This is a genomic window from Pseudomonas fluorescens (genome assembly GCF_040448305.1).
GTDB classification, from domain to species: domain Bacteria; phylum Pseudomonadota; class Gammaproteobacteria; order Pseudomonadales; family Pseudomonadaceae; genus Aquipseudomonas; species Aquipseudomonas fluorescens_BH.
Genome location: NZ_CP148752.1, coordinates 943,064 through 962,050, shown reverse-complemented (window position 1 = coordinate 962,050; position 18,987 = coordinate 943,064). Strand labels below are relative to the sequence as shown.

Annotated in this window: 22 protein-coding genes; 14 read left to right on the top strand and 8 right to left on the bottom strand. The window is 60.1% G+C overall.

All coding sequences use genetic code 11. The annotated features are described in order from the left end of the window. Window positions 1–83: 83 nt before the first annotated feature. From WHX55_RS04295 to WHX55_RS04285, 3 genes are all read right to left on the bottom strand, one after another. Window positions 84–986, bottom strand: a complete 903-nt coding sequence (locus tag WHX55_RS04295) for an alpha/beta hydrolase (protein ID WP_353742110.1) — start codon at window positions 984–986, stop codon at window positions 84–86. Then, entirely contained in the window at window positions 986–1,768 is a 783-nt protein-coding gene (locus tag WHX55_RS04290; protein ID WP_150754402.1) for a class II aldolase/adducin family protein, read from the bottom strand. Before WHX55_RS04290 ends, WHX55_RS04295 begins: the two co-directional genes overlap by 1 nt. A 225-nt stretch (window positions 1,769–1,993) precedes the next feature. Next, window positions 1,994–2,449 carry a flavodoxin gene (locus tag WHX55_RS04285; protein ID WP_150727402.1) on the bottom strand — a complete coding sequence of 152 codons (456 nt, stop codon included), beginning with the start codon at window positions 2,447–2,449 and terminating at the stop codon, window positions 1,994–1,996. 102 nt (window positions 2,450–2,551) lie between these two features. Here WHX55_RS04285 and WHX55_RS04280 point away from each other — a divergent pair, with 102 nt between their 5' ends. Together WHX55_RS04280 and WHX55_RS04275 are read left to right on the top strand one after the other, a co-directional pair. Further along, window positions 2,552–3,028: a PAS domain-containing protein gene (locus WHX55_RS04280; protein ID WP_150754401.1), complete on the top strand. Its 477-nt coding sequence runs from the start codon at window positions 2,552–2,554 to the stop codon at window positions 3,026–3,028. A gap of 54 nt (window positions 3,029–3,082) precedes the next feature. Further along, window positions 3,083–3,688, top strand: coding sequence for a hypothetical protein (locus WHX55_RS04275; RefSeq protein ID WP_150754400.1), 606 nt, complete (start codon window positions 3,083–3,085; stop codon window positions 3,686–3,688). 3 nt (window positions 3,689–3,691) lie between these two features. Here the strand turns inward: WHX55_RS04275 and WHX55_RS04270 are convergent, their stop codons facing one another. Continuing rightward, window positions 3,692–4,651, bottom strand: coding sequence for a MerR family transcriptional regulator (locus tag WHX55_RS04270; RefSeq protein ID WP_150754399.1), 960 nt, complete (start codon window positions 4,649–4,651; stop codon window positions 3,692–3,694). A 223-nt stretch (window positions 4,652–4,874) separates the two neighbouring features. On the opposite strand from WHX55_RS04270, the gene WHX55_RS04265 reads away from it, so the two are divergent. The 7 genes from WHX55_RS04265 to WHX55_RS04235 all read left to right on the top strand — a co-directional run bounded on the left by WHX55_RS04265 (window position 4,875) and on the right by WHX55_RS04235 (window position 9,521). Beyond that, window positions 4,875–5,444: an antibiotic biosynthesis monooxygenase gene (locus WHX55_RS04265; protein ID WP_150754398.1), complete on the top strand. Its 570-nt coding sequence runs from the start codon at window positions 4,875–4,877 to the stop codon at window positions 5,442–5,444. 174 nt (window positions 5,445–5,618) lie between these two features. Then, window positions 5,619–6,329, top strand: coding sequence for a dihydromonapterin reductase (gene folM, locus WHX55_RS04260; protein WP_150727407.1), 711 nt, complete (start codon window positions 5,619–5,621; stop codon window positions 6,327–6,329). A gap of 20 nt (window positions 6,330–6,349) precedes the next feature. Then, complete coding sequence (gene folE, locus WHX55_RS04255; protein WP_008046221.1) at window positions 6,350–6,910, top strand: GTP cyclohydrolase I FolE; 561 nt, start codon at window positions 6,350–6,352, stop codon at window positions 6,908–6,910. Between the two features lie 2 nt (window positions 6,911–6,912). Further along, a complete protein-coding gene (gene folX / locus WHX55_RS04250; RefSeq protein ID WP_056728405.1) occupies window positions 6,913–7,284 on the top strand; it encodes a dihydroneopterin triphosphate 2'-epimerase in 372 nt (123 codons plus the stop codon). Between the two features lie 98 nt (window positions 7,285–7,382). Beyond that, window positions 7,383–7,679: a DUF1244 domain-containing protein gene (locus tag WHX55_RS04245; protein ID WP_150754397.1), complete on the top strand. Its 297-nt coding sequence runs from the start codon at window positions 7,383–7,385 to the stop codon at window positions 7,677–7,679. Continuing rightward, on the top strand, window positions 7,672–8,010 hold the full coding sequence (locus tag WHX55_RS04240; RefSeq protein ID WP_056728404.1) for a HopJ type III effector protein: 339 nt from the start codon (window positions 7,672–7,674) through the stop codon (window positions 8,008–8,010). The genes WHX55_RS04245 and WHX55_RS04240 overlap by 8 nt, the downstream gene beginning before the upstream one ends. Before the next feature lie 260 nt (window positions 8,011–8,270). Further along, a complete protein-coding gene (locus WHX55_RS04235; RefSeq protein ID WP_150754396.1) occupies window positions 8,271–9,521 on the top strand; it encodes an aspartate aminotransferase family protein in 1,251 nt (416 codons plus the stop codon). 85 nt (window positions 9,522–9,606) lie between these two features. Here the strand turns inward: WHX55_RS04235 and trxB are convergent, their stop codons facing one another. Next, complete coding sequence (trxB, locus tag WHX55_RS04230) at window positions 9,607–10,563, bottom strand: thioredoxin-disulfide reductase (RefSeq protein WP_150727410.1); 957 nt, start codon at window positions 10,561–10,563, stop codon at window positions 9,607–9,609. A 315-nt stretch (window positions 10,564–10,878) separates the two neighbouring features. Here trxB and cysZ point away from each other — a divergent pair, with 315 nt between their 5' ends. Both cysZ and WHX55_RS04220 read left to right on the top strand, forming a co-directional pair. Continuing rightward, window positions 10,879–11,631 carry a sulfate transporter CysZ gene (gene cysZ, locus WHX55_RS04225; protein ID WP_150727411.1) on the top strand — a complete coding sequence of 251 codons (753 nt, stop codon included), beginning with the start codon at window positions 10,879–10,881 and terminating at the stop codon, window positions 11,629–11,631. A 36-nt stretch (window positions 11,632–11,667) separates the two neighbouring features. Further along, window positions 11,668–12,867, top strand: a complete 1,200-nt coding sequence (locus tag WHX55_RS04220) for a glycosyltransferase family 1 protein (protein WP_353742109.1) — start codon at window positions 11,668–11,670, stop codon at window positions 12,865–12,867. 119 nt (window positions 12,868–12,986) lie between these two features. Here the strand turns inward: WHX55_RS04220 and WHX55_RS04215 are convergent, their stop codons facing one another. From WHX55_RS04215 to WHX55_RS04205, 3 genes are all read right to left on the bottom strand, one after another. Next, window positions 12,987–14,090, bottom strand: a complete 1,104-nt coding sequence (locus WHX55_RS04215) for an NADH:flavin oxidoreductase (protein ID WP_150727413.1) — start codon at window positions 14,088–14,090, stop codon at window positions 12,987–12,989. Between the two features lie 217 nt (window positions 14,091–14,307). Further along, a complete protein-coding gene (locus WHX55_RS04210; protein ID WP_008046206.1) occupies window positions 14,308–14,790 on the bottom strand; it encodes a glutathione peroxidase in 483 nt (160 codons plus the stop codon). 122 nt (window positions 14,791–14,912) lie between these two features. Further along, a complete protein-coding gene (locus tag WHX55_RS04205) occupies window positions 14,913–15,398 on the bottom strand; it encodes a peptidylprolyl isomerase (RefSeq protein WP_008150718.1) in 486 nt (161 codons plus the stop codon). Here WHX55_RS04205 and WHX55_RS04200 point away from each other — a divergent pair. From WHX55_RS04200 to WHX55_RS04190, 3 genes are read left to right on the top strand one after another with little or no spacing between them, the layout of a single operon-like run. Next, entirely contained in the window at window positions 15,367–15,693 is a 327-nt protein-coding gene (locus WHX55_RS04200; protein ID WP_150754392.1) for a DUF3565 domain-containing protein, read from the top strand. The genes WHX55_RS04205 and WHX55_RS04200 overlap by 32 nt on opposite strands. 60 nt (window positions 15,694–15,753) lie before the next feature. After that, window positions 15,754–17,853 carry a phosphate acetyltransferase gene (gene pta, locus WHX55_RS04195; protein ID WP_150754391.1) on the top strand — a complete coding sequence of 700 codons (2,100 nt, stop codon included), beginning with the start codon at window positions 15,754–15,756 and terminating at the stop codon, window positions 17,851–17,853. Next, window positions 17,854–18,759 carry an acyltransferase gene (locus WHX55_RS04190; protein ID WP_150754390.1) on the top strand — a complete coding sequence of 302 codons (906 nt, stop codon included), beginning with the start codon at window positions 17,854–17,856 and terminating at the stop codon, window positions 18,757–18,759. It begins immediately after the preceding gene. The last annotated feature ends 228 nt before the right edge of the window (window positions 18,760–18,987 follow it).

Below are 18,987 nucleotides of genomic sequence, written 5' to 3'. Positions count from 1 at the left end.
GCTGAATGGTGGGCGATAAGGCTGGGGGATGATTGATTGAGAAAATGGACACGAAACCCTGTGGCGAGGGATCGCTTGCTTACTCAGGAACACGCCAGCTTGCGCGGCGGCAACAACAGTTGATCGCGAAACGCCAGGTAGTGCTTGAGCACCTCGCAGGGCGCCTCGATCTGTGGGTAGTGGCCAATGTCGGGCAACACCACCGTGTCCGCCTCCGGGATCAGCTCCCGGTAACGCTCGACCATGTGCACGCCGGAGACCGGATCAACCCCGCCATCGATCACTCGCAGCGGCACTTCACCGCGTTGCATCGCGCTCACCCAGCGGTTGCGCCAGACGCGTCGCTCCGGGATGTAGGCGATCAATTTGTGCATGATCCGTGGCCCGCGATGGCTTTCGACCAAGCTCCAGAAATCATCCATCTGGCTTTCACTGGGACGGGTTTGCGGACCGAAAATCCGCCGAAAGCTTCTCACCAGGCCATCACGGCTGAAGGCGCGGCCAATCATCCAGCCCAACGGGCTGAGCAAGAGTTTTTGCATCAGTAGCGGGTGGTGGGTTTCCGGAAACAACCCGCCGTTGAGAAACACGCAACTGGCCAGCTCCACCCGCGACTCGTAATGCCGGGCCAGCAGTTCCTGAGCCACGCTGTCGCCGTAATCGTGGGCGAGCAGGTGCACTGGCTGCTCCACATTCAGGTGTTCAAGCAGTGCCTGTTGCAGATCCGCTTGCTCCAGCAGGGTGTATTCATGATTCGCCGGTTTGGCCGAATCGCCAAAGCCCAGCATGTCGCAAGCGATCACGCGAAAGCGCTGGGCCAATGGCTGCCACAGGTAATGCCAGTCCCAACTGGCGGACGGAAAGCCGTGAATGAGCAGCAGTGGCTCCCCCTGCCCTGCTGTCCAGTAACGGATGCTCTGGTCACGAAAAATAAACGTCTGGCTGCGCTTGCGCCAGACACACAGTGGGATCTCGGCGAGTGCCATTAGAGTTTATAACCCGGGTCCAGTTTATCGAGTTTACGCAGCAGCGCCGGCCAGGCCAGCGCTCCGCCCATTCCTTGAGCACTTCTGGTGACACCCGCGATCATGGCTTTGGCGCCGGCCAGAATCTGCGGTTCGATAGCGATCAGTTCAGCGGCACCGTTTTGCGCCATGACCTGAATGTCGCAGGCACGCTGAAAGGTGAACATCATCAGGAACGTATCGGCGATGCTGCTGCCGCAGGTCAGCAGACCGTGGTTATGCAACATCAGGAAATTGTTTTCACCGAGGTCGGCCTGCAGTCGCACTTTCTCTTCATGGTTGAGCGCCACGCCTTCGTAGGCGTGATAGGCCAGGCTGGAATGCACGAACAACGACTGTTGGCTGATCGGCAGAACGCCCTGCTTCTGTGCCGACACCGCAACCCCCGAAGCCGTGTGAGTGTGGAGCACGCAGACGACATCGTGACGGACTTCATGCACGGCGCTGTGGATGGTGTAACCCGCCGGATTGATCTCGTAAGGACTGTCCATCAGCTTATTACCGGCCTGATCCACCTTGACCAGGCTCGACGCGGTCATTTCGTGAAACATCAACCCGAACGGGTTGATCAGGAAATCTTCGGTGCCGGGCACCTTGGCGGAGATATGGGTGAAGATCAGGTCATCCCAGCCATATTGGGCGACCAGGCGATAACAGGCCGCCAGGTCGACGCGGGTCTGCCACTCGGCAACACTGACCTGGTCTTTGACACTGTGTGGCGATTGGACGGGAGCGACAGTCACGGCAAGGAGCCTCGGTGTTTTTATGATGGAGTGTTTCCAATGATTACCGAGTCTAGTCAGCCCTTGAGGTTCGTGTAGTTGCATTCGCAGCCAGCTTGGTGGCCCTGCGAGTCAGTCGTCCTGTTGCCCTGGATCCATGTCGAATGACCGGCGTCAGCAAGGGTCTGACAGGCAGTTTTTACCGCACTGTCAGCCCCCTGACTGGCATGGATGCCGGGGTAACGATCAGGCGCGCAATGCGCTGATCAGGTCCGCCAGCCAAGGCTCGGCGTCCGTTTCGGGGGTCACGGTTTCGCTGGCATCCAGACGCAACATCGGCAGTACTTCGCGAATGCCCAGTTCACCGAACAATTCGCGCATCTGCTCGCCGCCGCCACAAAAAGTATCGCCATAACTCGCATCGCCCAATCCGATCACTGCACCTGGCAAACCGCGCCAAGCCGCTGGCAATTGCTCACGAATGCTCGAATACAGCGGTTGCAGGTTGTCCGGCAGCTCACCCATGCCGGTGGTCGACGTCACCGCCAGAAAGGCTTCGGGGCCAAACGCCTGGACATCGGCGAGGGTCGCACGCGGGTTGTGCCAGGTTTCGAAACCGGCGGCTTTCAACAGGCTGGCGGCGTGGCGGGCAACTTCTTCGGCCGTGCCGTACACCGAGCCGGAAATGATGGCGACTTTCATCAATCTGATCCTGAATCCGAGTAAAAGACCCGGATATTAACAGCACGGTCGTGATTGTTCTTTTAGAATGCAATCGAAAATCAATCAGGAAAGGATACTCCGATGATTAATGCACAGCTGCTGCAAATGGTAATCAACGCCTCCAACGACGGTATCGTGATTGCCGAAAAGGAAGGCGATCAGGACAAAATCCTCATTTACGTCAACCCCGCGTTCGAACGCCTCACGGGGTACTCCAGCGAAGAAATCCTCTATCAGGATTGCCGCTTCCTGCAGTCGGGGGATCGCGACCAGGAAGCCCTGCCGCTGATTCGCGACGCCTTGAACGGTGAAGGATGCTGCCGGGAAATACTGCGCAACTACCGCAAGGACGGCACACCGTTCTGGAACGAGCTGTCCCTTTCCACGGTGAAAAATCCAGCGGACGGGCAAACCTATTTTGTCGGCGTGCAGAAAGACGTCACCGTGCAGGTCAAGGCGCAACAGCGCGTGGCCCAGTTGGAGGGGCAGTTGGCTGAACTCCAGGCCGAGCTTGCTGCGCTCAAGGCGACGAACGGTAAAAACAAAGTTCGGAATTAATGGTCAGTAACTACAATCACCAATGACTTTGTAACCCTATCTTTCGAGCTGGCCATGCAACGCGAAGCGCTCCTGACCCAGGATGAACTGGATTTCATCCAGGCCATGCAACACAACCCGCAACTCAATGTGCGGGACGCGACGTCGAGTCTGCTCGTCAACGGTGGGTCGCAAATCCGTGACCTGCTCACCCGCCTGGCGGCCCATGAGCAGGTCACCATTCAAGCCAGTTTCGAAAACCAGCAAATGACCTTTCCCCTACACCTGGTGGAAGACGAGTTTCATGCGCTGCATTTGCGCCTCGGTGTGCCGAGCATCTATGAAGACGGGCCGATGGCCCGGCCTTGGCGCCTGGTACTGGACGAACCGGTAGCGCTGGAAAACGCCAAGGGTCAACCCGGCACCCTGTGGGTACACGAAGTGTCGTGCAAAGGGGTTCTGCTGGAGGTTCGCAACAAGACCAAGCCACCGAAGCATTTCGCCTTGTGGTTCAGCCCGTCAGGCTATGAGCGGATTGCCTTGCGTGGCACTTTCGAGAAAGAAAACGAACAGGGTTTCTTTGCCTATCAGCTGAGCCAGAACGATACGGATGAAACCGAGCGTCTGCGCCAGTTCATCCTGCAACAGCATCGTTTGACTCATCCAGCGCTGCATCTCTGAACTTCAAGTATCCAGATTACCCGCCAGGAACTGCTTCAGACGCTGGCTCATGACCTCCCCTGCATTGCCCAGGCAACCGATCGATGACCCGGCCAGGCTCTCCTGTGCCAGGTCGCAAGCATCGCCGGCCAACAACAATCGACACTCCAGACTCATGGCCAGGCGATTCAAGCGCCGTGGCAACTCGGCAGTCGGCGCATGATTGGAAAACAGCACCAACGCCAACGGCTTGATCCTTTCACACGTCAGCGCCAGTTCCTCGAACGGCTGGCCCATGTTCAGCACGCGAACGGCCACTGGCCCGGAACTCAGGAACAGGGCGGCGACCAGCAGTTCCAGCTCCCGGCACTGGCCTACCAGGGCACTGATGACTACACGACGCGGCTGTTTGTCGCGCAGCAACAACAGACGCTGCACCACCCGGGAACGCAGAAAACCATCCAGGAACAGCCACTCGCTGGTTCCACCGAACTGGACCTGGCGTTGCAACAACTGCTTCCAGACAGGGATCAGAATGTCCTGGAACACCACCGGCAGGGAGTAACTGGAAAAGATTTGCCCGTAGACCTGCTCCAGCCGAATGTCGTCAAAACTACTGACCGCAGCAAGAACCTGTTGCTGCCATTGCGCGTAATCGGCTTCCACGAGATTGCTGGGGATGATGTGGGACAGCGCCTGGAGCGGCTCGGTCCTGGCCAGGATCTTGCCGATCCTGCTGACCGCAACACCGCGCTCGATCCAGCCGAGAATGCTACGGACACGCTCAATATCGGACATCGAATACAGGCGATGCCCGCTATCGGTGCGTGTTGGAACAATCAGGCCGTATCGTCGTTCCCAGGCTCGAAGCGTGACCGGGTTGACACCTGTCAGTCGCGCCACCTCGCGAATGGGGAAGAGTTCTTCCTGTTCGAGAGCGACGGCCTGCGTGGAGCCTGAAGCGACGTCTGTAAGTATGGGCATCCTGTTGAAACATCCCTGTATCGTCCGAGCGTTATTCTAACGCCCCTGCCCCGTAAAGTTTCCGTAAAAAATCGATGCCGCGAATGAGCGGATAAACGTCACAGACGTCACGGGCAGAATCAGGAATAATCCTTGCTTGTTTCGAGTCGCAGCCCACCACCCCGGCGCTGTGCCTGGCGAAGTTCCTATCCGGAGCGACGCAAATGCCTTACGGAGATACACAATGTCTACCCCTCCCGTCACGCTGATGGTTGCGCGCCGCGTTGCCAATGGACGTTACCAGGACCTGATTTCCTGGCTTCGCGAAGGCGAACAACTGGCCACCGATTTTCCCGGTTATCTCGGTTCCGGTGTGCTCGCTCCACCGCCCGAGGACGACGAATTCCAGATCATTTTCCGCTTCGCCGATGAGCAGACCCTGCACGCCTGGGAGCATTCGGCCTCGCGCACTGCCTGGCTGGCACGCGGCAGCGACCTGTTCGCCCACCCGACCGAACATCGGGTCAGCGGCATCGAGGGTTGGTTCGGTGCCGTCGGTCAACGCCCGCCGCGCTGGAAACAGGCTGTGGCGATCTGGCTGGCGTTCTTTCCGGTCTCACTGCTGTTCAACTTTGTGCTGGGTCCGCTGATGAGTGACATGAGCCTGCTGCCGCGGGTATTCATCAGCACACTGTGCCTGACGCCGCTGATGGTTTACTTGTTCATTCCGTTGTCGACCCGTTTGCTGGCCAATTGGCTTATCAGTGCGCCAACGCGACCGCTGCCCGCAGAACCCACCGTCCAAAATCGCTGATCCCCCCTGTGGGAGCGGGCTTGCTCGCGAAGGCCATGTATCAGTCAATATTTTTACTGTCTGACACCACGCTTTCGCGAGCAAGCCCGCTCCCACACAGGCCCGTTTTTGCACAATAGGTATAGCGCTCCCGTCGCTGGTATAGTTTTGCTCTCACCGCGATGCGAGCCGTTCATGACTTCTTCCGCAGCCCCTATTCTCATTACCGGCGCCGGCCAGCGTGTCGGCCTGCACTGCGCCCGGCGATTGCTGGAAGATGGCCATCGCGTGATTTTCAGCTACCGCAGCGAGCGTCCCGGCGTACAGGCCCTGCGTGATCTGGGGGCCACCGCGGTGTTCGCGGACTTCTCCAGTGAAACCGGGATCCTCGCCTTCATCAGCGAACTGAAAACCCACACCGACTGTTTGCGGGCGATTGTCCACAATGCCTCCGAATGGCTCGCCGAAACGCCGGACACCGATGCAGCAGCATTCACCCGCATGTTCAGCGTGCACATGCTGGCGCCCTATCTGATCAACCTGCATTGCGCCGACCTGCTGCAACGCTCAAGCCCCGCCGACATCGTGCACATCAGCGATGACGTGACCCGCAAGGGTAGCAGCAAACACATCGGCTATTGCGCCAGCAAAGCCGGGCTCGACAGCCTGACCCTGTCCTTCGCCGCCAGGTACGCGCCGGCCATCAAGGTCAACGGGATCGCGCCAGCCCTGCTACTGTTCAACCCTGAAGACGACGCGGCCTACCGCGCCAAGGTGCTGGCCAAATCCGCACTGGGCATCGAGCCCGGCTGCGAAGTGATCTACCAGAGCCTGCGCTATCTGCTCGACAACCCTTATGTCACCGGCACCACCCTGACCGTCAATGGCGGAAGGCACATCAAATAAGTGTCCCGCGAGGATTTTCCATGACGTTATCCCTGCCCCAGAATTACCGAGAGATCCTTATCGGCCTCGGCGAAAACCCCGACCGCGAGGGCTTGCTCGATACGCCGACGCGCGCAGCCAAAGCCATGCAGTACCTTTGCCATGGTTACGAACAAAGTGTCGAAGAGATCGTCAATGGCGCGCTGTTCGCCTCCGACAACGATGAAATGGTGATCGTCGACAACATCGAGCTGTACTCGCTTTGCGAACACCACATCCTGCCCTTCATCGGCAAGGCGCATGTGGCTTATATTCCAACCGGCAAGGTGCTGGGCCTGTCAAAAATCGCGCGGCTGGTGGACATGTTCGCCCGGCGCCTGCAGATCCAGGAAAACCTCACCCGGCAAATCGCCGACGCGGTGCAGCAAGTGACCGGCGCGGCAGGCGTCGCGGTGGTCATCGAGGCACAGCACATGTGCATGATGATGCGCGGCGTCGAGAAACAGAATTCGACCATGAACACCTCGGTGATGCTCGGCGCCTTCCGCGAGTCGAGCAACACCCGCCAGGAGTTCCTGCAATTGATTGGACGGAGCAAGTAGCAATGCCACAACTTCAGCCAGGCATGGCACGCATCCGGGTCAAAGACCTGGGCCTGCGTACCTTCATCGGCATCAATGAGGATGAAATCCTCAACAAGCAGGATGTGCTGATCAACCTCACCATTCTGTACGCAGCCCAGGAAGCGGTACGGGACAACGACATCGATCACGCGTTGAACTACCGGACCATTACCAAGGCGATCATCGCCCATGTGGAAGGCAACCGCTTTGCGCTGCTCGAACGCCTGACCCAGGAAATTCTCGACCTGGTGATGGCCAACGCATCGGTGCTATACGCCGAGGTCGAGGTCGACAAGCCCCACGCACTGCGATTCGCCGAGTCGGTGTCGATAACACTCGCGGCAAGCCGCTGAGCTTCAAGCCGCAAGCTTCAAGCGGTAAGCTACAGGTCACCGAACATCCATCTTGCAGCTTGAGGCTTGCCGCTTGAAGCTGACTCGCAGAGACCGCCATGACCGATCAACAACGCCTGGAACTCGAAGCCGCCGCCTTTCGCCGGCTGGTGGCCCATCTGGACAGCCGCAAGGATGTGCAGAACATCGACCTGATGAACCTCTCGGGTTTTTGCCGCAACTGCCTGTCCAAGTGGTACAAGGCGGCGGCCGACGACCGCCAGATCGAGGTCAGCCTCGACGAAGCCCGCGAAGTGGTTTACGGCATGCCGTACTCCGAATGGAAAGCCCAATATCAGCAAGAAGCCAGCGCCGACCAGCAAGCGGCGTTCGCCAAAGGAAAACCCAATGAGTGATTTGAACACCCTGCGCGCCAGCCTCAAGACCGGCGAACACGCCTTCGCCGACACCCTGGCCTTCATCGCCGCCGGTTACGACTACCAGCCTCAGGCCTTCAACAACGGTGGCGTGGAAAACGCGGCCGGGCAGAACGAAGGTTCGTGCAAGACCCTGGGTCTGGCGCTGCTCGAAGGCTTGAGCGATGAAGAAGCCCTGCTGGCTTTCGGCGAGCATTACCGTTCGGTTGTTGCCACGCCAGAAGGCAGCGATCACGGCAATATCCGCGCGTTGATTGCCCATGGCCTGGCCGGTGTGAAATTCGCTCAGCAGCCGCTGACGCGCCGCTGATTTAAATTGTAGGAGCGAGCCAGCTCGCGAAAAACCCAAGAGCACTGCTGGGCCTCTGGTTTACGCGTAATCGTTCACCACCATCGCGAGCAGTCGTGCGTCGACCGGCTGCTCCTACAGGTTCTGCGTTCACGGCGCGGAACTGATCAGAAACACATCCTGACTTTTAAGATTGACCCGGCAACTTTATTTCGTTTGCCCCCTACCACCGCTCACGGCTTAGATAAAAAGAAGTCCTCCTTCTTCCGAGCCGGTCATTCATGCGCAGCGAAACCATCAGCCAGTCGATCAACATCGTTCACCCTGTCACGCTCAGCCACGGCAAAAACGCCGAGGTCTGGGACACCGATGGCAAACGCTACATCGACTTTGTCGGTGGTATCGGCGTGCTGAACCTCGGCCATTGCCATCCGCGCATCGTCGAGGCCATTCGCGAACAAGCCACCCGGCTGACCCACTACGCGTTCAACGCTGCACCTCATGGGCCTTACCTCGAACTGATGGATCGCCTCAGTGCGTTCATGCCAGTGAATTACCCGGTCAGCGGCATGCTCACCAACAGCGGCGCGGAAGCGGCGGAAAACGCGCTGAAGATCGTTCGTGGCGCCACCGGCCGCAGCGCGGTCATTGCCTTCGACGGCGCTTTCCACGGTCGCACACTGGCCACCCTCAACCTCAACGGCAAAGTCGCGCCCTACAAACAGAAAGTCTGCGTGCTGCCGGGGCCGGTGTTTCACCTGCCCTTCCCCAGCCAGGACAACGGCGTCACCTGTGCCGAGGCTCTCAAAGCCATGGAGCGCCTGTTCAGCGTCGAGATTGATGTCGAAGACGTCGCCTGTTTTATCGTCGAACCGGTGCAGGGCGAAGCGGGCTTCCTGGCCATGGAGGTCGAGTTCGCCCAAGCGCTGCGCAAGTTCTGCGACGACAAGGGCATTGTGCTGATCGCCGATGAAATCCAGTCCGGTTTCGGCCGTACCGGCCAGCGCTTCGCATTCTCGCGGCTGGGCATCGAGCCGGACCTGATCCTGCTCGGCAAAAGCATCGCCGGCGGCGTGCCGCTGGGTGCGGTGGTCGGGCGCAAGCCGCTGCTCGACAATTTGCCCAAGGGCGGACTCGGTGGCACTTACTCCGGCAATCCCATCGCCTGCGCAGCGGCACTGGCAACCCTCGACGAAATGACCGATGCCAACCTGCATGCCTGGGGCACACAGCAGGAAGAAGCGATTGTCGGCCGCCATGCAACCTGGCGTGCGAACAACCTGACGCCGTATCTGGGCCGCCTGACCGGCGTCGGCGCCATGCGTGGCATAGAGTTGATCAACGCCGATGGCTCGCCCGCACCGGCACAATTGACCCAACTGCTGGCCCTGGCGCGGGATGCGGGTCTGCTGTTGATGCCCAGTGGCAAATCGCGGCACATCATCCGGCTGCTGGCGCCGTTGACCATTGAGGCTGCGGTGCTGGAGGAAGGGCTGGATATTCTTGAGGCGTGCCTGGCAAAACTGACCTGAACACTATCCCACAAGGGCTACACCACATTATTGGTGTGCACAAAAAACCGGCCGAAGCCGGTTTTTCATTTCGACGAAAGCAGAATCAAGCGTTCTGCAGATCGTCGAGGTAACGCTCGGCATCCAGTGCCGCCATGCAACCGGCGCCAGCGGAGGTGATGGCCTGACGGTACACGTGGTCAGCCACGTCACCGGCGGCGAAGATACCTTCGAGGTTGGTGGCAGTGGCGTTGCCTTCACGGCCGCCCTGCACAACCAGGTAGCCGTCTTTCAGGGTCAGTTGGCCTTCGAACAACGAAGTGTTCGGGGTGTGGCCGATGGCGATGAACACGCCGTCGACTTTCACTTCGTCGAAGCTGCCGTCGTTGTTCTTCAGGCGGGCACCGGTCACGCCCATGTTGTCGCCCAGCACTTCGTCCAGGGTCGCGTTCAGTTTCAGCTCGATCTTGCCTTCGGCAACACGGGCGTTCAGCTTGTCGATCAGGATCTTCTCGGCGCGGAAGGTTTCGCGACGGTGGATCAGGGTCACCTTGCTGGCGATGTTGGCCAGGTACAGGGCTTCTTCAACAGCGGTGTTGCCGCCGCCGACCACAGCCACAGGCTTGTTGCGATAGAAGAAACCGTCGCAGGTCGCGCAGGCCGAAACGCCTTTGCCCATGAACGTTTCTTCGGACGGCAGGCCCAGGTAACGAGCGCTGGCGCCGGTGGCGATGATCAGGGCATCGCAGGTGTAAGTCGCGCTGTCGCCGGTCAGGGTGTACGGCTTGGCAGCGAAGTCGACGGCATTGATGTGATCGAACACGATCTCGGTTTCAAAGCGCTCGGCGTGCTCGCGCATCCGCTCCATCAGCGCCGGGCCGGTCAGGCCGTGGACGTCACCCGGCCAGTTGTCGACTTCGGTGGTGGTGGTCAGTTGACCGCCGGCCTGCATGCCGGTGATCAGCAGTGGCTTGAGGTTGGCACGGGCGGCATAGACCGCAGCGCTGTAACCGGCAGGGCCGGAACCGAGAATAATCACTCGCGAATGACGGACTTCAGACATGACCTGCTCCTGTTGACCGGCCCGGAATACCTGGCGCGGAACGCCGGATTGCCGGCTGGAATAAAAAAGAACGGTTGAAAGCACTTGGGGAAGGCTTGAACCCGACCGTCCTGTAAAAAGATTGGGTGCAGCGTATCGAGGGGGCGAAGATTAAGGAAATACGGTTTAACAATCCAGCTCATAGGTGGTCTCTATGCCATCTGACCGACGATATCGACGTCTTTGTTACAGTGAATGTCGATACCGCCACCGCGCTTTCGCCTGTGAAGCAAAGCCGGTAAGGTCGGCGCGTTTTCCCTCTGCTTGGAGCCTCTTATGCCCGCCCCTGTTCTGTCCGGCCCGCAATACCTGCGCGAAGGCCTCAAGCTGGTGCTGAGCCCCAGCCTGCGTTTGTTTGTGCTGTTGCCGCTGGCAATCAACCTGGTGCTGTTCGTCGGATTGATCTACCTGGCCGGCCATCAATTCAGCCTGTGGGTCGACACCTTGATGCCGTCCCTGCCCGACTGGCTGAGTTTTCTCAACTACATCCTCTGGCCGCTGTTCGTGGTACTGGTGGTGTTGATGGTGTTCTTCAGCTTCACCATGCTCGCCAACGTCATTGCCGCGCCGTTCAACGGCTTCCTCGCGGAGAAAGTCGAAGTGGTGGTGCGCGGCACCGATGACTTCCCGGCCTTCAGCTGGGGCGAGCTGATTGCCATGATCCCGCGCACCCTGGCCCGGGAGATGCGCAAGCTCGGCTACTTTCTGCCCCGGGCCATCGGGCTGTTCATCCTCTCGTTCATCCCGGTGGTGAACATCATCGCCGCACCGCTGTGGCTGTTGTTCGGGGTGTGGATGATGGCGATCCAGTACATCGACTACCCGGCGGACAACCACAAGCTGGGCTGGAACGAGATGCTCGCCTGGCTGCGGCAGAAGCGCTGGCAGAGCATGAGCTTCGGCGGCAGCGTGTACCTGGTGCTGCTGATCCCGGTGGTGAACATCCTGATGATGCCGGCGGCGGTGGCCGGGGCGACGCTGTTCTGGGTGCGCGAGCGGGGCGCGGAGAACCTGGTGACCCAGCGCTAAGTCACAAATCCATCATCCTGACGTCACACTGACGACATGGCCCCGGTCGACACTGGGGTCATGACGACAGCTCTGCATATCACCCTGATCACCGAAACCTTCCCACCGGAAATCAACGGCGTGGCCAATACCCTTGGTCGCTTGTGCGACGGTTTGCGCGCGCGCGGGCATCAAGTGGAACTGGTGCGACCGCGTCAGAGCTGCGACCAGCAGCTGGGCAGCGACGATGAATTGCTGCTGTGCCGCGGCTGGCCACTACCGGGCTATCCCGGCCTGCAATGGGGTCAGTCGTCGATGCACAAACTGCTGCGGCGCTGGACGCGTCACCGCCCGGATGTGCTCTACATCGCCACCGAGGGCCCACTGGGTCTCTCTGCGTTGCGTGCGGCACGGCGATTGGGGATTTCCGTGGTCAGCGGCTTCCACACCAATTTCCAGCAGTACTCCAACCAGTACGGGTTTGGTTTGCTCACGCGCCTGCTGACTCACTACCTGCGCTGGTTCCATAACCGTTCGACCATGACCCTGGTGCCCAGCATCAGCCAGCGCCTGGAACTGGAGCGACGTCAGTTCGAGCGACTAGCGTTGCTGTCCCGAGGGGTCGACAGCGAATTGTTTCACCCGGCCAAACGCTTGAATGCCCTGCGCGAGCAATGGGGACTGGCCGAGGCAGACATCGCCGTCATTCATGTCGGCCGCCTGGCTCCGGAAAAGAATCTCGGCCTGCTCAAGCGCACCTTCAATACCCTCAAGGCGAGTTATCCCCAGCGCACGCTGAAACTGATCGTGGTCGGCGATGGCCCGCAGCGCCAGGAACTGGAAAACGATATGCCCGAGGCGATTTTCTGCGGCACCCAACGGGGTGAAGCCCTGGCGTGTCACTATGCCTCGGGCGACGTGTTTCTGTTTCCGAGCCTGACTGAAACCTTCGGCAATGTGGTGCTTGAAGCACTCGCTTCGGGGCTCGGCGTGGTCGCCTACGACCAGGCGGCAGCCGCCCAGCATATTCGTCATGGCTACAACGGCGTACTGGCGATGCCGGGGGACGAAGAAGCGTTCTGTGATGCAGCAGCATGGCTGCTGGAGGAAAGGGAAGCCTTGCGCAATGTGAGGCTCAATGCGCGCCAGCACGCCAGTCGCCAGGGTTGGGCGGCGATTATCGAGCAGTTCGAAGGGCAGTTGCGCGGGGCGTGTGCCGGGGAGATGGTGGTGCCAAATGCACCGATTGCTCCCTGAGTTTTTGGTGATTTGAAGTCCGCCATCGCGAGCAGGCTCGCTCCCACAAGGGATCCATGTCATGCACAGATCCAGTGTGGGAGCGAGCCTGCTCGCGATAGCGTCAGTCCAGTCGCCGCTTAAACCAACGTCATCAACGCCTCACGGCTGAACGGCAGAATGTCTTCCTCACGGCCGTCGCGCACTTTCTGCGCCCAGTCCGGGTCCACCAGCAAGGCACGGCCGACCGCCACCAGGTCGAACTCATCGTTGTTCAGGCGCTCCAGCAGTTTTTCCAGGCTGGCCGGTTGCGCGACCTTGTCGGTGTTGACCATGAATTGCAGGAACTCGCCGTCCAGGCCGACGCTGCCCACGGTGATGGTCGGTTTGCCAGTGAGTTGGCGGGTCCAGCCGGCCAGGTTCAGCTCGGAACCGTCGAACTCCGGCTCCCAGAAGCGGCGGGTCGAGCAGTGGAAAATATCCACGCCCGCGTCGGCCAACGGCTTGAGGAACTCGCCCAAGGCTTCCGGGGTTTGCACCAGACGCGCGGTGTAGTCCTGTTGCTTCCACTGGGAGAAACGGAAAATGATCGGGAAACCTTCACCGACCGCGGCTCGCACGGCCTGAATCAATTCAATGGCGAAGCGCGAACGGTTGGCCAGGCTGCCGCCGTATTCGTCGGTACGCTGGTTGCTGCCTTCCCAGAAGAACTGGTCCACCAGATAACCGTGGGCACCGTGGATTTCCACGCCGTCCATGCCGATGCTCTGGGCATCCTTGGCGGCCTGGGCGAACGCGGCGATTACGTCCTGGATGTCTTGTTTGGTCATGCCATGCACCACGACCTGACCTTCCTTCACTTTTTCCGACGGGCCATAACCCGGCACGCTGGCGTCCGGCTCGGTGCCAATACGGCGCACGCTGCCCACATGCCACAACTGCGGAACGATCTTGCCGCCTTCGGCGTGAACGGCGTCGACGACTTTCTTCCAGCCGGCCAGGGCCGCTTCACCGTAGAAATGCGGAACGTTCGGATAGCCGTTGGACGCCTTGTGACCGACGGTGGTGCCTTCGGTGATGATCAGGCCGACGCCCGCAGCGGCGCGACGACGGTAGTATTCGATCACTTTGGAATTAGGCACGCCGCCCGGGGAAAAGGAGCGGGTCATCGGCGCCATGACGACGCGGGTCGGCAGTTCGAGGGTGCCGAGGTGGAACGGTTTGAACAGGGCTTTGACGGGCATGGGACGCTCCACGGGAAGTAATTTTATGACGGCGATAATATGGAGAGTCCACCGCATTGAACAGCATTATTGATTTTGGTGATTAAGAACTAAAAGGTACGAAATACTGTAGGAGCGAGCTTGCTCGCGATGAGCCAGAGAATGCCGCGCCGTATCAGGCTTACAGCGTTATCGTTGGCGACCATCGCGAGCAGGCTCGCTCCTACAGGGGGAGATATCAGCTCAGCGCTTTTTCAATCGCGTGAACGATGGTCGGATCATCCGGCGCCGTACGCGGCGAGAACCGAGCCAGTACACGGCCGTCCTTGCCCAGCAGGAACTTCTCGAAGTTCCAGGTGATGTCGCCGGGAAATTCCGCGCCCTCGCCCGCCAGCAAGCGGTACAACTGATGACGGTCATGCCCGTTGACTTCCAGTTTGCTGGACAACGGAAAGGTCACGCCATAGTTGAGGCTGCAGAAGTCCTTGATCTCTTGTTCGGTCCCCGGTTCCTGCCCGGCAAACTGGTTGCACGGCAAGCCCAGCACGCTGAAGCCTTTGCCCTTGTATTGCTGATAGAGGTTTTCCAGCGCCGCGTACTGCGGGGTCAAGCCGCATTTGGAGGCGACGTTGACCACCAGTACGACTTGGCCCTTGAAAGGCGCCAGAGGTAGCTCCTGTCCATCCAGGGCTGTCAATTTAAGGTCGTGAAAAGCACTCATGGCGTACTCCAGATTCCCGTGTTCTTCTCGAAACAGCCACTTGGCGGTGTCGTCAGGGACAGCCGCAGACTAAAAAGGCGCCCACAGGGCGCCTCTCCAGTTATCTGAGCTTAGCGCAGAAATCAGTGGTGATGGCCACCTTCGCCATGGACGTGACCATGAGCGATTTCTTCCTGGCTGGCGTCACGGATGTCGATGATCTTGACCTGGAAATTCAGGCGCTGACCGGCCAACGGGTGGTTGCCGTCAACGGTGACGTCGTCGCCGTCCAGATCACGGATGGTCACGATCTGCATCTGGCCGTCCGGAGCGGAAGCGTGGAACTGCATGCCCACTTCCAGCTCGTCGACGCCTTCGAACATGCTGCGGCTCAGTGTGCTGACCAGTTCGGCAGCGTATTCGCCGTAAGCGTCTTCCGGTTCAACGGCTACGGTCAGCTCGTCGCCGACAGTCTTGCCTTCCAGAGCCTTTTCCAGGCCCGGGATGATGTTGCCTGCGCCTTGCAGGTAGACCAGCGGCGCGCCGCCGGCGGAGCTGTCGATGACCTCACCAGCGTCGTTGGTCAGGGTATAGTCGATGGAGACAGCCTTATTGGCGGCGATCAGCATGGGGCGAGACCTTTTGCATAAGAAGATTGAAAGGCCAAGTTTAGCGAAGCAATCGTCCGAAAGCGAACACAACCCGGACAGACGGGATTCGACGATCACAGGCTTCCACCAGGACGAGGACGGCCACTGGGTGGCCGAGCTTTCCTGCGGCCACACCCAACACCTGCGGCACCAACCGCCATGGCAATCACGTGCCTGGGTCATGGACCCTGCGCAGCGCCAGGAAAAAATAGGCCAACCCTTTGATTGTGGTTGGTGCGCACAAGGCTCGGTTAGCGATAACCTTGGCGACTGAATTTCGGTAGACGACCAGCTATAGGTCATCGCCTTTGCAATGCACCTTTAGAGAATCCGCATGCAAACTTTTTTTATCGCGCCCACCGATTTTGGTGTGGGTCTGACCTCCATCAGCCTCGGGCTGGTGCGTACCCTTGAGCGCGCCGGGCTCAAGGTCGGTTTTTTCAAGCCGATTGCCCAGCCGCACCCGGGCGATACGGGCCCGGAACGTTCCACCGAACTGGTGGCGCGTACCCACGGCTTGAAACCGCCCCAGCCCTTGGGCCTGGCCCATGTCGAGCGCATGCTCGGCGACGGTCAGCTCGATGAGTTGCTCGAAGAAATCATCGCCCTTTATCAGCAGGCGGCCGTCGGCAAGGACGTGCTGATCGTCGAAGGCATGGTGCCGACCCGCAGCGCCAGTTATGCCGCGCGGGTCAACCTGCACCTGGCCAAGAGCCTCGACGCCGAGGTGATCCTGGTCTCGGCACCGGAAAACGAAGTGCTGACCGAACTCTCAGGTCGCGTCGAGTTGCAGGCGCAATTGTTCGGTGGCCCGAAAGACCCGAAAGTCCTCGGCGTGATCCTCAACAAGGTCAAGACCGAGGAGAGCATGGAGGCCTTCGCCACGCGCCTGAAGGAACATTCGCCGTTGCTGCGCAGTGGTGATTTCCGCTTGCTCGGCTGCATTCCGTTCCAGCCGGAACTGAACGCCCCGCGCACCCGCGACGTCGCCGACCTGATGGGCGCGCAAGTGCTCAACGCCGGTGATTACGAAACCCGGCGCATGACCAAGATCATCATTTGCGCCCGCACCATGCGCAACACCGTGGAGTTGCTCAAGCCCGGCGTGCTGGTGGTGACCCCCGGCGATCGCGACGACATCATCCTCGCCGTCAGCCTCGCGGCCCTGAACGGCGTGCCGCTGGCTGGCCTGCTGCTAACCAGCGACACCCTGCCCGACCCACGCATCATGGACCTGTGCCGCGGCGCCCTGCAGGCCGGGTTGCCGGTGCTGTCGGTGAGTACCGGCTCCTATGACACCGCCAACCTGCTCAATGGCCTGAACAAGGAAATCCCCATCGACGACCGCGAGCGCGCCGAAATCATCACCGATTTCATCGCCGGCCATCTCGATGCCAACTGGCTGCACCAGCGCTGCGGTACGCCACGGGAAATGCGCCTGTCGCCAGCGGTGTTCCGCTATCAATTGATCCAGCGCGCCCAGGCGGCCAACAAGCGCATCGTGCTGCCCGAAGGCAGCGAGCCGCTGACCGTGCAGGCTGCCGCGATCTGCCAGGCCCGCGGCATCGCTCGCTGTGTGTTGCTGGCCAAGCCCGAGGACGTGCAAGCCGTCGCCCGCGCCCAAGGCATCGAGCTGCCGCCAGGCCTGGAAATCATCGACCCGGACTTGATCCGCGAGCGCTACGTCGAGCCAATGGTCGCGCTGCGCAAAAGCAAAAGCCTCAACGCGCCGATGGCCGAGCAACAACTGGAAGACACCGTGGTGATCGGCACCATGATGCTGGCCCTGGATGAAGTCGACGGCCTCGTGTCGGGCGTGATCAACACCACCGCCAACACCATCCGCCCTGCTCTGCAACTGATCAAAACCGCGCCGGGCTGCACCCTGGTGTCGTCGGTGTTCTTCATGCTGTTCCCGGAAGAGGTACTGGTCTACGGCGACTGCGTGATGAACCCGCACCCAAGCGCCAGCGAACTGGCCGAGATCGCCCTGCAAAGCGCTGATTCGGCCGCCGCATTCGGCATCACGCCACGGGTGGCGATGATCAGCTACTCCAGCGGCGAGTCGGACAGCGGCGAAGAGGTCGAGAAGGTCCGCGAGGCGACGTTGCTCGCGCACGAACAACAGCACTCACTGCTGATCGACGGCCCCTTGCAGTACGACGCCGCCGCCAACGAAAGCGTGGCCCGGCAACTGGCGCCGAACAGTCAGGTGGCCGGTCGTGCCACGGTGTACGTGTTCCCCGACCTCAACACCGGCAATACCACGCACAAAGCCGTACAGCGCAGCGCCGACTGCGTCAGCCTCGGGCCGATGCTGCAAGGGCTGCGCAAACCGGTGAACGATTTGCCGCGCGGCGCGCAGGTCGATGACATCGTCTACACCATCGCGTTGACCGCGATTCAAGCTGCCAACCGACCTATGGATGTGTAAATGCTGGACTTCCTACCTGCTCCGCTGCGAGGCGTGATCGCCTCGCTGCTGTTGACGCTGAACACGATTTTGCTCTGCTCGTTCCTGTTCTGCGTGGCGCTCGTCAAGGTATTGCCGTTCGCCTTCACCCAGCGCCTCTCGGGCTGGCTGATGAGCCATACCCACGAAGCCTGGATCAGCATCAACAAAGGCTGGATGAACCTGGTACGCCGCACGCGCTGGCGCATCAGCGGCCTGCAAGGCCTCGACTATCAGCATTCGTACCTGATCACCAGCAACCACCAGAGCTGGGTCGACATCCTGGTGCTGCAATACGTGCTCAACCGGCGCATTCAGCCGTTGAAGTTCTTTCTCAAGCAGGAGCTGATCTGGGTCCCGGTGATCGGTCTGGCCTGGTGGGCGCTGGGCTTTCCGTTCATGAAGCGCTACTCCAAGGCCTATCTGGAAAAGCATCCGGAGAAGAAAGGCAAGGACCTGGAAACCACCCGCAAGACCTGTGCGAAATTTCGCGACAACCCGGTGGGTATTTTCAACTTCGTCGAAGGCACGCGCTTCACCGAGGGCAAGCACAAGCAACAGCAGTCACCCTTCAAGTACTTGCTCAAGGCCAAGGCAGGCGGCATTGCCTTTGTGCTGGATGCGATGGGCGAGCAGCTTGAATCCCTGGTCAACGTGACCATCCACTACCCCGCCGGGCGTCCGGGCTTCTGGGATTTGCTGTGCGGGAATGTGGCGGACGTGGTGGTGCACTTCGAAGAGCTGAAGATTCCGCCGCAATTCATTGGCAAGAACTATGACCAGGATGGCGAATACCGCCTGCAGTTTCAGGGCTGGATCAACCAGTTGTGGCAAGACAAGGATGCGTTGCTGGAACAGATGCATCGGGAATTCCCGAACCGACACTGACCTCCTGTGGGAGCCAGCCTGCTGGCGATCGCGGATTCACATTCAGCAGATCTGTTGACTGAATCACCGCAATCGCTAGCAGGCTAGCTCCCACAGTGATCGAGTAAATCTCAATAAAAAACCCGCCGATGATCGCTCATCGGCGGGTTTTTCATTTTTCGGCTAAGGCTTAGATCGCACCACGCTCACGCAGCAGACCCAGCACTTGCTTCACGCCTTCTTCCAGCG